Genomic DNA, 13,447 nt, shown 5'->3' on the forward strand with positions numbered 1-13,447 from the left:
GGAAAGAAAAGCTGGAGTTAGCTACCGTTCGAGAGTTCGACGTTTTCCAGCGTTAGACCGACTTCCTCGACGGAAATGGTGATTCGACATATTTCGTACGTCTCTCCATTTATCGATAGCGTGAGTCCTTCGATAGTCGTCGTGGACTCCGCTACGGTGTAGTTCCGTTCTTCGATGGTGGCGTCCGGTAGCCCCGGCCCTTTCACGGTAGTATCCGAGATGGTTATGGTCGCATCCTGTATGGTTATCTCCTGACTGCCGATTTCGTGAACCGCGTCAGAAGCGGTTTCTGACGAATCGCCAGAGGACTGTCCGTCCGCAAGTGCGACGGTCGACCCGCCGCTGATAAGCAGTATGCTGACGAGCATGCTTGCTACGAGTCGTCGCGATGATATTCGCATGATACAGTTATCTTCATTCGCCGGAAACGCCAAAAACCGGGTAGATGGTTGGGAGCGGTTCGGCTGGATTATCGGAAGTTTATATCGTACACTAAAAACATAAACAATTGTTCGGGACTCGTTAGAATTGTTTTTCTCGATTCTGATGTGGTTGCAGTGAGCGTAAAAATATTGTGTTACTCGTATCGGTCGTTAGAATCGTTTTCAACGACGTAGGGGGAGCCAGACGTGTGATATGGACTGCCTGACGTCCCACTCAGTCGTCTTTCTTCCAGTCGCCCGGTTCTTCGCCGTGAAACTCCCCCTTGGCTTCGCGCTCCTGTGGCCAGAAGGTAAGAAGCGTCATTAGGGCGTAATACGCGCCGACGATGCCGATGACGACCTCGCCGGAAACGCCCGGAATCGACGCAGTCTCGAGCCACGTTTCGTTCGGCACGAAGATGGTTATCCGGAACAGCCATGCGACCCCCAACAGCAAAAAGAGCGGGTAGTACACCCGTCTGAGTCGGCGCGAAAGCGCCTCACGGAAGGACACCTTGAGCTTCGGCGTTCGAAGGTCATCACCCAACTCTTCGCGCCACTCACTGAGCGTCACGCCGACCGGATTCAACGCGTTTGCGTACACGTTCTCCTCGATGAGGCGGACGCGAGCACGGATGGCGTCGTAGGCCCGATACCGCCGAACGTCGAACAGCAAAAACATCGAAATGGCAACCATCCCGATTGGAATGAGATACGGCGGCGAGTCGCTACTTTGGAAACCGAGCGCCAACACGGCAGTGACGAGGGCAATCGCCCAGTCGACGGTGAGGTCGAGTCGGTCGAGGTATCGGCCGGATTGGGACACCGCACCGCGGTAGAAGTGTGGCATCATCGTGAGAAACTCCTCGCGGTCGTCCGCCGCTTCCCCGGCAACCTCCCGTGCCTCGTGCTCAGTCGGGTCGAACCCCTCCTCCCCCTGATCGACCATCAGTCGAGGTAGTCGGTCAGCGCGGTTAACTGTGTCTTTCGGTTACAGATGCTCGAAGAACGGAGCAAATCGGTGGTCGCCGCATTTCGGGCCGATTCGACGGCGGTCAGTCATCCGACTGCGCGCCGAGTTCGAACCGCTGTACCTTTCCGCTCGTCGTTCGGGGGAGCGTCCGGACGAATTCGATGACTCTCGGATGTTTGTACGCCGCCATCGTCTCCAAACAGTGTTTCCGAAGTTCGTCGGCATCGGGTGTCTCACCCGCTTTCGGAACGACGTACGCTTTGACCGTCTCGCCGCGTCGCTCGTCCGGTTCACCGACCACGGCGGCATCCGCGACGGTCGGATGATGGTGGAGTGTCTCCTCTACTTCCTGCGGGTAGACGTTGTACCCCGCAGTGAGGATTACGTCCGATTTTCGGCCGAGCACTTCGTAGTAATTGTCGTCGTCCCGACGGACGATGTCGCCGGTTCGGAAATAGCCGTCCTCGGTGAACGCCTCGGCGGTTTCTGCCGGCAAGTTGTGATATCCTTTCATCACGTGTGGGCCACGAACGAGCAGCTCTCCCGACTCACCCGATTTGACTTCGTTACCATCCTCGTCTACGAGCTTGCAATCGGTCGCGCGGAACGGCTGTCCGATGGTTCCGGAGCGCGGCCCGAACGTTGCGTTGATTCCGGCATGCGTTCCGCCGCCGGTTTCGGTCAGCCCGTAGGCTTCGAACAGTTCCAGCCCCGCAACTGCTTCGAACGTCTCCTGTACGGCGGTCGGCATGGTCGTCCCGCCCTCCATCGACTCCTGCAAACTCGACAGGTCGTACTCGCCAAAGCTGTCGTGTTCGATGATATCGACGTACATCGCGGCGACCGCACCGAATTTCGTGATTCGTTTCGACTCGATAGTTGCCATGGCATCTTCCGGGTTCCACGATTCGGGGTCGCGGAGATACACGCTCGCGCCACGAATGAGCGGTTGCCACGTCCGGTTGACGAATCCGGCGATGTGTGAAAGCGGTAGCACTGACAGAAACCGTTCGTCTTCGGCGTCGAGGGTCGTCCGTTCGAATCCCATGAACGACTGCGCCCGAAGGTTTCGATGCGTGAGCAGGACACCCTTCGGTTTCCCCGTCGTTCCGCTCGTGTACGGTTGCATGGCGATATCATCGTCCAACCGCTCGACGAGAATCGGGTCGTCGTCGATTTCCTCGAACGAGTGATTCCATCCATCATCGCGGCTAATGACCAGTGGGTCGTGTTCCAATTCGTTCACCGCGGCTTCGACTGTGTCCCGGAGCGATTCGTCAGTCACGATAGCCGCGGCGTCGCCGTCCGCTAATCGATACACAGCTTCCCGTGTGCGGTACTGCGGATTCATCGGGATGAACGGCGTTCCCGCTTTGAGCGCCCCGAGTGCGGCAACGACGAACTCCGGACAGTTTGGTAGAAACAGGGCGATTCGTTCGTCGGGTTGCAGTCCCCGGGCATGCAAGCCGCCAGCAAAGCGCGCGGAGCGGTCGCGGAGTTCGGCGTACGTGTATCGCTCCCCGTTCATTTCGAGGGCGAGTTTTTCCGGATGAGTCTCCGCGGTTTCGTCGTACAGTCGCGCGACGTTTCCCGAACGGGCGGCGACTGAAAACGAGTCGGGCTCCATGTGAACCGTGCCGCCGGTCGAAACCAAAAATACGGCAAACCGTTCACTCTCCACAGAGTCGAACTATCCGATTAGCGGGTTGCTTCGGTTCGAATAAGCCCGACGTACCGACTTTTGTCGATTATTGCGGCGACACGCCGACACGGCTTATCGGTCGAACGAACACCGCTATTTAGGAGTTTTGTCGCCGTCCCTCCCGTGATGGCCGACAGAACGTACGGGGCATCCACGGCTGATTCGTACCGGATTCGGCAGTACGAACCCAGAGACAGAGCGGGAGTGTTGGCGCTGTACGAGACGGTTTTCGACAACCGCCGAGGACGCGGCGATTGGTTCGATTGGAAGTTCGCGGACAATCCGTATCGGTCACGCGTTCCCATCTGCGTCGCGGAACAGGACGGACAGGTCGTCGGTGCGCGTCCGAGTCTGCCGATTCCGCTATGTGTCGGCGGAGCGCGGGAACTCGCACTTGTGCAGGTCGACCCGATGGTACATCCCGACCACCGCCGACAAGGACTGTTCACTCGAATGGCGAAGGAAGTGTACGACTACTACGGGCCGCGTGAGCCATCGATCGTCGTCGGCTTTCCCAACGAAGCCGTGAAATCTGGCCTCGAAAAGATGGCCGAAACGCTGTCGCTCCGAGACGGCATCATGTCGGAGTTCACTGAGTTTCATCGCGTCCAGAATCCGCGAGCGCTGACCGACTCCGTCCTCGGAAAGGTCGCAGCGCCCGGTGCTCGCGGGTATCTCGCCTCCCGAGACTGGATGGCACCCGCCGCACCCGACGATGAAACCGATTGCTATACCGGCGTTCCAGCGACGCTTCTCGAAGAAATAGCTGCCTGTCACCGAACCTCACGCGTCCATGCGGTGCGCGACGAGGTGTTTTTCGCGTGGCGCTTCGCCAACCCGCGATATGACTACACGACCTACGTCTTCCGGGGGAAAGATGGACCGGTCGCAATCGTCGTCGGGAAACAGCTAAACGCGGACGCGAACATCGTTCATCTCTCGGACGCACTCCCGGTGACTGGGGGACGGTCGCGGACGAAGGCGTTTTCCGCACTGCTGGGTCGAATCGTGGCCGACAATCGGAATGCGGATGTCATTGTCGCCGCCGGAACGACGATTCCGCGGTCGGTATTGGCCCGACACGGCTTTTTCGGAACCGACCGACTTCCACTTTCGAAACTTACCTCCGCATACTGGTTCTCGGCGCGACCACTGGTCAAGCCGGGAACGAAAAAGACCTCCGACGAACGGTGGGTCGTGAACGGACAACCGTTGGCCGAGGAAGAACGCTGGAACCTGTCATTCTGTGAGTTGGAAATCGGATAGCCGTTACCCACGATACTGTTACCGCATCTTTGTCACTGTTTAGAGATATCGTTGATACTCACACGACGTGCAGGAGAGGCGGTCTGCGGTGCGCAGGATGATGCCGTCGCCACAACTCACACAGATTCCTTCGTGTGCGTCGAAACGGACGACTCTCGTTCTGGATTCTCTCTGTAGCAGTTCGAGCGTGGATAATTCTTCTCGATGCTGTTCGATCTCACGTTGGAGTTCTTCTATCTCCTTGGCTAACCGACTGCGTCGTTTCCCAACTAGCGGTCCCTCCATCGAAATCACCTACAGTGTAGTAGGGCACGGAAGTATTTAGACCGGTTGTACCGCTTCATCGAGAAGTTTCAATAATCGCTGACCGTCCGTTCCCGTTTGAAACTTCGAAAACAAAATCGTCACTCTCGAAGTAGTCGTGACAAAAAGCCGGTGGAGGGATTTGAACCCTCGGCCTATTCCTTACGAAGGAATCGCTCTAGCCAGTCTGAGCTACACCGGCACGCGTACTGCGTTCGCGTCCCGAGCCCGACTCCGCGACACTCTGTCGGACGCCGGCACAGGGCTTCTAACTACATTCATTTGTAGACACCACGTAGTGCATAAGGGTTGCGAAATGCCTGCGGACTTCCGGGTTAATCCATCACGAACTACCGCGTTAATCGCACGTCCAAACAGACGTTCAGTTCGTGTGGCGCGTACGAGCGCACGTCTCGGCGCGTCTCGACCGATACGTCGTACTCCGGTTCCGCCGCGGCGCGAATCGCCGTTTCACCCGGCCCGAACGGATCGTCTTCGTGTTGGATGTCGTAGTAGTGGATGACACAGTCGTCTCCCGTGAGGGCGACTGCGGTATCGAGGAATTTGTCCGCGCTGTGCGGGAGGTTCATCACGAGTCGGTCAGCCCAATCCTCGTACTCCGACGTGGTTTCTCTCACGTCTCCGGCAATCGCCGTCACTCGGTCTTCGACCCCGTTCAGGCGTGCATTTTCTCGAAGATACTCGACTGCAACGTCATTGAGATCCGTCCCGACGACCCGTGCATCACGCTTCGCGAACGGGATGACGAACGGGCCGACACCTGCAAACATGTCGAAGGCCCGTTCGTCGGGTTCGACTTGTTTGGCGACACGGTGGCGCTCGGTGGCGAGGCGAGGCGAGAAGTACACTCGGGCCACGTCGAGCGCGAACTCACAGCCGTATTCTCGGTGAACCGTTTCGGTGACATCTCCTGCGAGCACGTCCCAGTCTCGCACGCGGGTTTTACCCTTGATTTTCGATGCACGGTTGAGTACGGTTTTGACTGGAAATGCAGACGCCACGATTGCGTCGGCGATGTCTCGCGCGCGCTCGGCGTCGTCTTCGTCGATGAGAACGATATCACCGAGTCGCTCGTACGTCGGTTCGAATCCGAGGATATCGGCCGGCATGTCCGGCGTCTCACGGGTCGGTACGTCGTGTTCGACGACTTTGAACCCATCCGGAACGGCATCGGGGTCGGTGATCGGAACGTAGAGCCAGTCGTCTTCGACGACGATTTCAAGGTCGTCCGCGATCAGATCGGACTCCGCAAGTTCGCGGCGCGTCGTCTCGCCTCGTTCCCGCTCGACGCGCACGCAGGGCGCTTTCATACTTCCTTCTTGCCGGAAGCGGGCGTTAACGCTGACGCTTCCAGCCGCGAGCGTCGAGCGAATTCATTCACACCAACGAACACTTGTGAATCGAAAACAGCTGCTTGCCCCTCCTCCCGGGTGTTCACTATTGACACGGTAATTGAACGACGACGCTTCCATCTACGGTGAAACGTCCGTGCCTCACACGTAACTCTCGATTCGCCGTCCAATAGCGCGCGAGTCGAAAACCGGGTGCGGTTCGGTTTCATCACGAGAACCAACGGCGCAGTTATCGAATTCTGAAAATGAACGATTCCAAACGGTGGCCCCACTTTATTCCCGGTCTCGCTGTAGCGCCGCTTGGCTCTCGTCGAGCCGGAGGAAAATCATGGCACAACAACTCCAGCAACGGCCAGAACAGTACGGAACAAGCCAGCAGTCACAATCACAGCCACAGCGATACCGACCGTCCGGTCAGGAAACACAACAGCAGATGCCACAGCCGCAAGGAGGACAGCAGTTCCAGCAGCCGCAGGGACAGCAAACACAGCAGCCACAAACACAGCAGTTCCAGCAACAGCCCGGACAGATCGGTCAGCAGATTCGCAACCGGTACCAGGAATCGGTTCCGAGTGAAGTTCGTCTCGCCGTCGAGGATTTAGAAAAAGTCTCGACGACGGCCGAGTGGGCGAAGATGAAGGCGACGCAGCGTGGCCTTCCCCGCGTGGCGACCATTTGTGATGACATTCAGGAGATTTCGGAGCTTCAGAAGAAACTCATCATCCGCCAGTCACCACTCAGTCACGTCGTTGGGCAGTGCTCACAGCAGGTTATCCAAGAGGGTTTGCAGCAGTTACAGCAGCATATGAACGAGCCTGAGGTGAAAGACACCATCGAAAAAGTCCAACAATCGCTCGACTCCATCAACAAGGGCCTCACCGCGCTCCAGTCCGTTGGCGACCAGCAAACCGGTGAACAGATGGGCCACGGGAGCGGTCAAATGGGGCAACGGAGCGAGGGACTGATGGGTCAGCAGAGTGGCAGGCAGATGGGCTCGCAGGTCGGTGGAATGGGTCAACAGTTCGGCACGCAACAATCCGGGCAGTTCCCCGGCCAGCAGTACTGAACGAACCGCGACTGACGAGTCTTTTTTTGACCGTGGCGTTCCGCGCCCCTTAACCCCGGGGAATGCGGAGTGTCGATATGCTCACCTTCATCGGTCTCGGCCTGTACGACAAGCGTTCTATTACCGTCGAAGGCCGCGACGCAATCGCCGACGCGGACGACCTGTTCGCCGAGTTCTACACCAGCAAACTCATCGGCGCGGACGTTGCCGACCTCGAAGCGTTCCACGGGAAAGACATCGAAGTCAGAGACCGTGCCGGCGTCGAACAGGATCCGGCGGAGATCCTCGCCGCCGCAGAATCCGGCCACGCCGTTTTCCTCACCGCTGGCGATACCATGATTTCCACCACGCACGTTGACCTCCGACTACGCGCCGAGGAGCGCGGTATCGACACCCGCGTCATTCACGCACCGACGGCCGAGTCGGCGGCGAGCGGTCTTACCGGCCTCCAAAACTATCGGTTCGGTAAAGCCACGACGCTGCCGTTCGACTACGCCCACGGCGCGGACGGACTTCCGGCCAGCGTCACTAACGTACTGGACGAAAACCGCGACCGTGGTCTCCACACGCTCATCTATCTGGACATCAAGGTCGGGTGGAACCCGTCGGGAAAAGGGGACGCCGATGCGGAGGACGAGTACATGACCGCCGACGTTGCTGCGGAAATGCTCGCCGAGGGATACGAGGACGTGCTCGCCGTCGTCGTCGCGCGTGCAGGAAGTCCCGACCCGTTGGTCGAGGCCAACCGACTGTCGGAACTCGCAACGCGCGATTTCGGCGACCCGCTCCACCTTCTCGTGGTTCCGGGCGACCTACATCATATCGAAGCGGACGCCCTCGAATCTCTCGCGGGCGCTCCGAGTGAGCTTCTCAGCGTCGAATAGCCGTTTTTTCGACACGCAGCGATTTCAGTATCCTCGTTGAATCGTCACTCGCATTGAATAGCGTCGTCAGTCGCGTTGCATAGCGTCGCTACTCGATTTGGATAGCGCTGTCGCTCACCGGTCGAGTGCGCGAAAGAAGGAATTATTCAGTTGGAATCAGACGCGTATCTGATTTAGTTCTCTCGGCGGAGCGCGAGGAGCGCAGCGGCGAGGAGTGCGACAACGGAGATTGCGACACCGAAGCCAGGCTGACCGTCGTTGTTCGAGGTCGTCGTGGTCGTCGTGGTGTCGGTTGGCTCGTCGGACGTGGACGTCGTGGACGACGTTGCTTCGGACGTAGTCGTCGTCGTGGTTGTCATCGTGGTCGTCGTCGTGGTTTCTGGGTCTTCCTGAGCGTTCTGGTTCAGGACACCCTCGACGGAGGACGATTGACCGTTGGCGATTGCTTTGACCGTGAATTCGGTATCGTTCTCGTATTCGCTGAAGTCCATCATGCCTTCGAAGGAACCGTCTTCGCCAACCGTCAGGTCGTTGAGGTTCTTGAAGAAGACACCGGAGCTAACCTGCATTCTTACCGAGGTGCCTGGTGCGAAGTTGGTCGTACCCGAGACGGACTGGTTGTCGGAGGGTGCGGCCGAGACGTCGTTACCGTCGTTCACTTCGATGGTCGGTTCTTCGACGGAGAACGTAGTCGAGACGGACTGGTCGTCGTCCGGCGTGACTGCGTAATCCGAATCGACAGTGAACTCTGCCGTCCATTCGCCCATGAGGTCGTCCTTGTCGATACCATTGACTGCATCGGTTTCGACGAGGAGGTAGAGCGACTCGTTGGCACCATCGTCAATCATTTTAACTCCCGAGTTGGTGGTGTCGAACGAGTCAGCCTTCGTGTTTGGCTCAGGGTCGTTCTCGGTGACCGTCATCGAGAGACCGTTGACGCTCGACAGGTCGCTAGCATCGCTGACAGCACCGTAGATCCCCGTCGTGTCCTTGATTTGAACCACAACGTAGTCACCGTGTGCGACGCTGCTACGCTGGGTGACTGCATCCATGAGATCCGTTGGGTTATCGGCGTCGAGGTTGGCAGGCGCGATCCACGTCTGGGCGCTACCGGTGTTCCGTCCGTTGACGTTCAGCGCGGCGGCGTTCTCCGGCGTGCCGTCGGCGTCAGCGTCGACTCGGAGCTGGTAGATGTTGTCGCCCGAGGTGACTGCAACAGGCTCGTCGAGGCTGTCAGTGACCCACGTAGCGTCGACACTGTCGCCGCTTTCGGCGCCTGCGTAGATAACGTTGTCAGCATCGTTGTCGGTCGTTTTGTACGTGTTCAGGTAGAACGTGACTTTGCCGTCGTCAGCGTCACCGGAACCGTCCGTCACGTCGGCGGAAATGTTGAAGTTCGACTCGTTGCTACCGACCTGAACGGTCGCGGAGTCGGTGTTGTCGAGGTCGACCGTAATTGGGACGATGTCGCCGCGTGGGACACTGTAGGAGGACTCCTCGAAGTCCGCGCTGATGTCGCCTGCGTCCGTGACGGTGACTTCGAAGGTTTCGCTTGCGTCCGAGTCGCTCACGGAGAGAGTAACGTTGTACGTACCTGCGTCGACGTCAGTGAAGTCGAGAGTTGCCTCGTCACCGTCGTCGCTGAAGGTACCGACGTCCTCACCGAATGCTTCTTCGGACGTCGCGTGGACGTCGAAGTTGTTTCGGTTCGAGTTTTCGAGCGTGAACATGATTTTGGAGTCCGAACCTGCATTCTTCACTTCGGTCGCGTCAGTGCTCATGTCGAGCGTCTGTTCGACGACCTGGAAGGACGCAGTACTGCTTCCGTCGTCAAGCTGAAACTGCCCTTCGAGATCGGAAGTGTCAACAATAGTACTGTTCTCGTCAGCGGTGTACTGATCCTGGTAGATCCAATTGCCGTCTACTTTCTTCTCGAGCGTTACATCCGAATCGTTAGCGAAGCCAGTCGCTTTCGCGTCCTGGCCCTGGAAGATCGGCGAGTCGACACCGACTTCCACATCGGCTGTGGCAGCCGAACCTGCGAACGCGGTTGCGCCGGCGACCCCCGAGATAACCATCAGCGCCGTCAGGAGCAAGCTGCGAACCTTTGTGATATTTCCTGTCATGCTTTCTCGTTAGTTGTTTCTTGGTCGGCGATATTTTCTTTCCCACGACCACTTTCGTGTTTTGTCCAACCCAAACCGATTTTGGGATGAATGTGGTACTTCATCTGTCACCATGGGAAGGGGGAACAGGAAGAAAGTAATGCTATCATTATAAATTCTTTGTGGTCTGTGAATCCGTCGTTGCGGACTCTCGCGCGCGTATTCAGGCAATAGAGCATTTCAGGGAGATTCAATAAATAGGTAAGAAAACAGACTATAATTAGGTTGTGCTGCTATCGGTCGCTCGGAGAAAAGGGGGATTAACGTGGAGATTCACAGTTCCAGTCTTTAAGTGGCATCGGAAAACAAATCCGAGCGAAGATATGATTTCATGTCGACTATGACTTCAAAACATCATTGAAAGAAAAATTATATATCTGTCCTCTTTGCCAGTCTAACGGCAAAATTTCCCGCTAAAATACGCAGCCGTTCGCTCAGTTGCGCTCGACGAGTTCGATTTCGTGCCCGTCCTGGTCTTTGGTGAACGCGTACCGGTCGTTGCAGGATTCCGGGTCGCGGAAGTCCGTCGCTTCTCGCTCCATTAGCGTCTCCCAATCGTCGTGGAGGTCGTCCGCGCGCACGGCAAGGTGTCCCCACGCATCGCTCATCTCGTACGACCGACCGTCGTAGTTGTACGTGAGTTCGACCGCCATCGACTCCTCGGCGGCGTCCTCGGGTTTCATGAAGTAGTTGGCGAAGGTGTCTGATTCCCATCGACCGGTGTGTTCGTATTCGAACTTGCGCGTCCAGAACCCGAGCGCTTCGTCCGCGTCTTCAACGCGAATCATCGTGTGGTCGATGCTCCATCGGGCACCGTGGTCTCGTTGGACGATTTCGATTTCGTGGCCGTCGGGGTCTTTGACGAAGGCGTAACGCCCGCCACAGGAATCGGGGTCGCGGTAATCCTCGACGCCAGCATCCATCAGTTCCTCGTAAGCATCGTACACGTCCTCGACACGGACGGCGATGTGCCCCCACGCGTCGCCCATCTCGTAGGTTCTGTCGTCGTGATTGTACGTGAGTTCGAGGACGGCACCCTCCTTGTGAACGTCCTCCGGGCCGAGGTAGACGTTCGTGAACGTGTCCGCCTCCCATCGACCTTTCTCCTCGTAATCGAGGTGCGTGCCGTACCAGTCGAGCGTCTCGTTCAAATCCTCTACGCGCATCATCACGTGGTCGATTGTGCCGCTCATACGTTCGAAAAACCCGCTCCGGAGCGAAAAACGTACCGTTCGCGGAAGTGTTGTGTAGTCGTGAAAACGACTTTCGATATGTTAGTTTACGCACGTTCGGTAGTTACCCTTACTCCCGGTTCAGCGAATCACGCACGTCGGGCCTATGAAACCACCATACGACGGCGAAAAGCGCGATCGAACCGAGTGGAACCACCAACCCATCGTATCCCACGAACCTGAGTGTGAAGTTCAGGTGGGTCACTCCAGCCAATACGAGGAGGCCAGCAGTCACCCGTCGGTCTTCGAACCGACCGGCGAACGCACTCATCAGTGCGAGCAGATAGAAAACCACACTGAGGGGCCACGCGAGAAGCTGTCCAGGTAACCCAGCAGTTCGAGCATACAGATACTCGGGAAGCGTCGTGACGTGCAACGTTATCGGATTTGCTAGCCCCCACGGGAAGACCAGCGTCGTTCCACCGGATGTGGCGAGAACGGTCCACGGAACGACCAACAACGAAAGCAGGACGAGGCGTCGAGGTTTGGTCGCAAAAGCGAAGACAGAACGCGCGAAAACAGGGCTCACTTCCGAAGAATCATCCTGAGAACGTCCTCGTCGGCGAGTTCGTGTTCCACTCCGACCTGCTGTTCGTCGTGTTTCGCGCTCGGGCCGCTGACGCGCGCAAATCGGAATCGTTCGCGCATTTCGCCGCCGAGTCGGTCACAAGCGTCCTCGATGGTGCTGCCATACGGAAGAACGAGCGGTTCCTCGTAATCGACGCCTCGCCCCGGTTTATCCATATAAATGCGCATCAGCCCGAGTTCGTCCCAGATCTTCTCCCGCAGCGCATCGAGTCCTTTCTCCTTTTCCGCGCTGATGAACACCGCCTCGTCGGGGTCGATATCGTGGTCGCGCAGTTCTTCGTTGACCTTCTGGGCGTAGTCGTGTTCGATGAGGTCGACTTTGTTCACCGTCACCATCGACGGGATGTACACGCGGTTGTCCATGATGCCGTCGATGAGACGGTCGATGTCCACCTTCTCTCGGAGCGTCACGTTCGCGTTCACGTACCCTTGCTCACGGAGGACTTCTTTGATGACGTTCTCCGAGATATCCTGGTCAGCGCTGGACGTGACCCGAATTCCGCCTCGTCCCTTCTTCGCAATCGAGATGCTCGGCGGTGTGGAATCCAGCCGAATCTTGTTCTCGTACAACTCCTTCCGGAGTCGTTCGTACTGGTCGATCTCGAAGACAGAGAGAACGAACACCACGAGGTCGGCGGCACGGACGACGGAGAGGACTTCCTGTCCGCCACCGCGTCCGTGGGCCGCACCTTCGATCAGTCCCGGCACGTCGAGCAGTTGGATGTTCGCGCCGTTGTACTGCAACATGCCCGGATTGACGTTCAGCGTCGTGAACTCGTATGCGCCAACCTCGCTCTCTGCGGCGGTGAGTGAGTTCAGGAGCGTGGATTTACCGACGCTCGGAAATCCGACGAACGCAACCGTCGCGTCGCCCGTTTTTTCGACCGCGTACCCTTCGCCACCGCCAGCAGAGGACTGGTTTTCCAACTTTTCCTTTTTCTCCGCGAGTTTCGCCTTCAGTCGCCCGATGTGCGACTCGGTCGACTTGTTGTACGGCGTGTTGGTAATCTCCTCGCGGAGTGCTTCGATTTCCTCCTCCAGTCCCATTAGCAACACGTCAGCCGTGACTGCCGAAAAACTTGTTCCTTCGCGTCAACGGAACACCGCCGTTGATTTCGGTACGTTAATACGTTTCGGCTATCGTAACGACTACACGTGATGCCGAACCCCGCCCGCCTCCGCGACAGCACCCAAATCGTCCTCCCCCGCGATGCCCTCAATGGGATTCGAGCTGAACTGGAACGCCAGTTCATGATCAGTATCGTCCCGCTGGAGAAGGGATATCTCCGTATCGTCGGAAGCCCGGTCGAAATCAAGCAGGCGAGCAAGTTTCTCGGACGCCACGGCGTGAGCTTGCCGTAATCACTGCATCGAACCCGTTGTAGACTGACCGGAATCGGGGTTGTTCCGCGTCTTCGACATAGTAGAGTCGAGTCACTGCCGTTACGAGATTTCTACTGGCCGGATTCGTCC

The 13,447-nt window shown here is 57.7% G+C and carries 13 protein-coding genes and 1 tRNA gene; 4 read left to right on the forward strand and 10 right to left on the reverse strand.

Translation table 11 applies throughout. From position 1 onward, the window contains the following. Positions 1 to 17: 17 nt before the first annotated feature. From ACN2TU_RS04015 to ACN2TU_RS04025, 3 genes are all read right to left on the reverse strand, one after another. Complete coding sequence (locus ACN2TU_RS04015; protein WP_435153171.1) at positions 18 to 401, reverse strand: hypothetical protein; 384 nt, start codon at positions 399 to 401, stop codon at positions 18 to 20. Positions 402 to 657: 256 nt separating this feature from the next. Beyond that, a complete protein-coding gene (locus ACN2TU_RS04020; RefSeq protein ID WP_435153173.1) occupies positions 658 to 1,371 on the reverse strand; it encodes a DUF2270 domain-containing protein in 714 nt (237 codons plus the stop codon). Between the two features lie 106 nt (positions 1,372 to 1,477). After that, positions 1,478 to 3,022, reverse strand: a complete 1,545-nt coding sequence (locus tag ACN2TU_RS04025) for a class I adenylate-forming enzyme family protein (RefSeq protein WP_435153175.1) — start codon at positions 3,020 to 3,022, stop codon at positions 1,478 to 1,480. A gap of 201 nt (positions 3,023 to 3,223) precedes the next feature. Between ACN2TU_RS04025 and ACN2TU_RS04030 the strand changes: the two genes are divergently transcribed. Beyond that, positions 3,224 to 4,363: a GNAT family N-acetyltransferase gene (locus tag ACN2TU_RS04030; RefSeq protein WP_435153177.1), complete on the forward strand. Its 1,140-nt coding sequence runs from the start codon at positions 3,224 to 3,226 to the stop codon at positions 4,361 to 4,363. Between the two features lie 39 nt (positions 4,364 to 4,402). On the opposite strand, the gene ACN2TU_RS04035 is transcribed toward ACN2TU_RS04030, so the two are convergent. The 3 genes from ACN2TU_RS04035 to ACN2TU_RS04045 all read right to left on the reverse strand — a co-directional run bounded on the left by ACN2TU_RS04035 (position 4,403) and on the right by ACN2TU_RS04045 (position 5,997). Continuing rightward, positions 4,403 to 4,648, reverse strand: a complete 246-nt coding sequence (locus ACN2TU_RS04035) for a hypothetical protein (RefSeq protein WP_435153179.1) — start codon at positions 4,646 to 4,648, stop codon at positions 4,403 to 4,405. Positions 4,649 to 4,793: 145 nt separating this feature from the next. Next, positions 4,794 to 4,868 (reverse strand) — tRNA-Thr (locus tag ACN2TU_RS04040). Between the two features lie 148 nt (positions 4,869 to 5,016). Beyond that, positions 5,017 to 5,997, reverse strand: coding sequence for a class I SAM-dependent methyltransferase (locus tag ACN2TU_RS04045; protein WP_435153181.1), 981 nt, complete (start codon positions 5,995 to 5,997; stop codon positions 5,017 to 5,019). A 370-nt stretch (positions 5,998 to 6,367) separates the two neighbouring features. Here ACN2TU_RS04045 and ACN2TU_RS04050 point away from each other — a divergent pair, with 370 nt between their 5' ends. Further along, entirely contained in the window at positions 6,368 to 7,105 is a 738-nt protein-coding gene (locus tag ACN2TU_RS04050; protein ID WP_435153183.1) for a hypothetical protein, read from the forward strand. Positions 7,106 to 7,182: 77 nt separating this feature from the next. Continuing rightward, positions 7,183 to 7,989, forward strand: a complete 807-nt coding sequence (gene dph5, locus ACN2TU_RS04055) for a diphthine synthase (protein ID WP_435153184.1) — start codon at positions 7,183 to 7,185, stop codon at positions 7,987 to 7,989. 173 nt (positions 7,990 to 8,162) lie between these two features. On the opposite strand, the gene ACN2TU_RS04060 is transcribed toward dph5, so the two are convergent. From ACN2TU_RS04060 to ACN2TU_RS04075, 4 genes are all read right to left on the reverse strand, one after another. Further along, positions 8,163 to 10,115, reverse strand: a complete 1,953-nt coding sequence (locus tag ACN2TU_RS04060) for a DUF7827 domain-containing protein (protein WP_435153186.1) — start codon at positions 10,113 to 10,115, stop codon at positions 8,163 to 8,165. Positions 10,116 to 10,588: 473 nt separating this feature from the next. After that, positions 10,589 to 11,347: a VOC family protein gene (locus tag ACN2TU_RS04065; RefSeq protein ID WP_435153187.1), complete on the reverse strand. Its 759-nt coding sequence runs from the start codon at positions 11,345 to 11,347 to the stop codon at positions 10,589 to 10,591. Between the two features lie 109 nt (positions 11,348 to 11,456). Then, positions 11,457 to 11,915 (reverse strand): TIGR04206 family protein, encoded by a 459-nt coding sequence (locus tag ACN2TU_RS04070; protein ID WP_435153189.1) that lies wholly within the window; start codon positions 11,913 to 11,915, stop codon positions 11,457 to 11,459. Further along, complete coding sequence (locus tag ACN2TU_RS04075; RefSeq protein ID WP_435153190.1) at positions 11,912 to 13,021, reverse strand: OBG GTPase family GTP-binding protein; 1,110 nt, start codon at positions 13,019 to 13,021, stop codon at positions 11,912 to 11,914. Before ACN2TU_RS04075 ends, ACN2TU_RS04070 begins: the two co-directional genes overlap by 4 nt. A 111-nt stretch (positions 13,022 to 13,132) precedes the next feature. Here ACN2TU_RS04075 and ACN2TU_RS04080 point away from each other — a divergent pair, with 111 nt between their 5' ends. Beyond that, positions 13,133 to 13,336, forward strand: a complete 204-nt coding sequence (locus tag ACN2TU_RS04080) for a VNG_1110C family protein (RefSeq protein WP_435153192.1) — start codon at positions 13,133 to 13,135, stop codon at positions 13,334 to 13,336. Positions 13,337 to 13,447 lie beyond the last annotated feature (111 nt).

It is taken from the genome of Haladaptatus marinus, assembly GCF_051194195.1.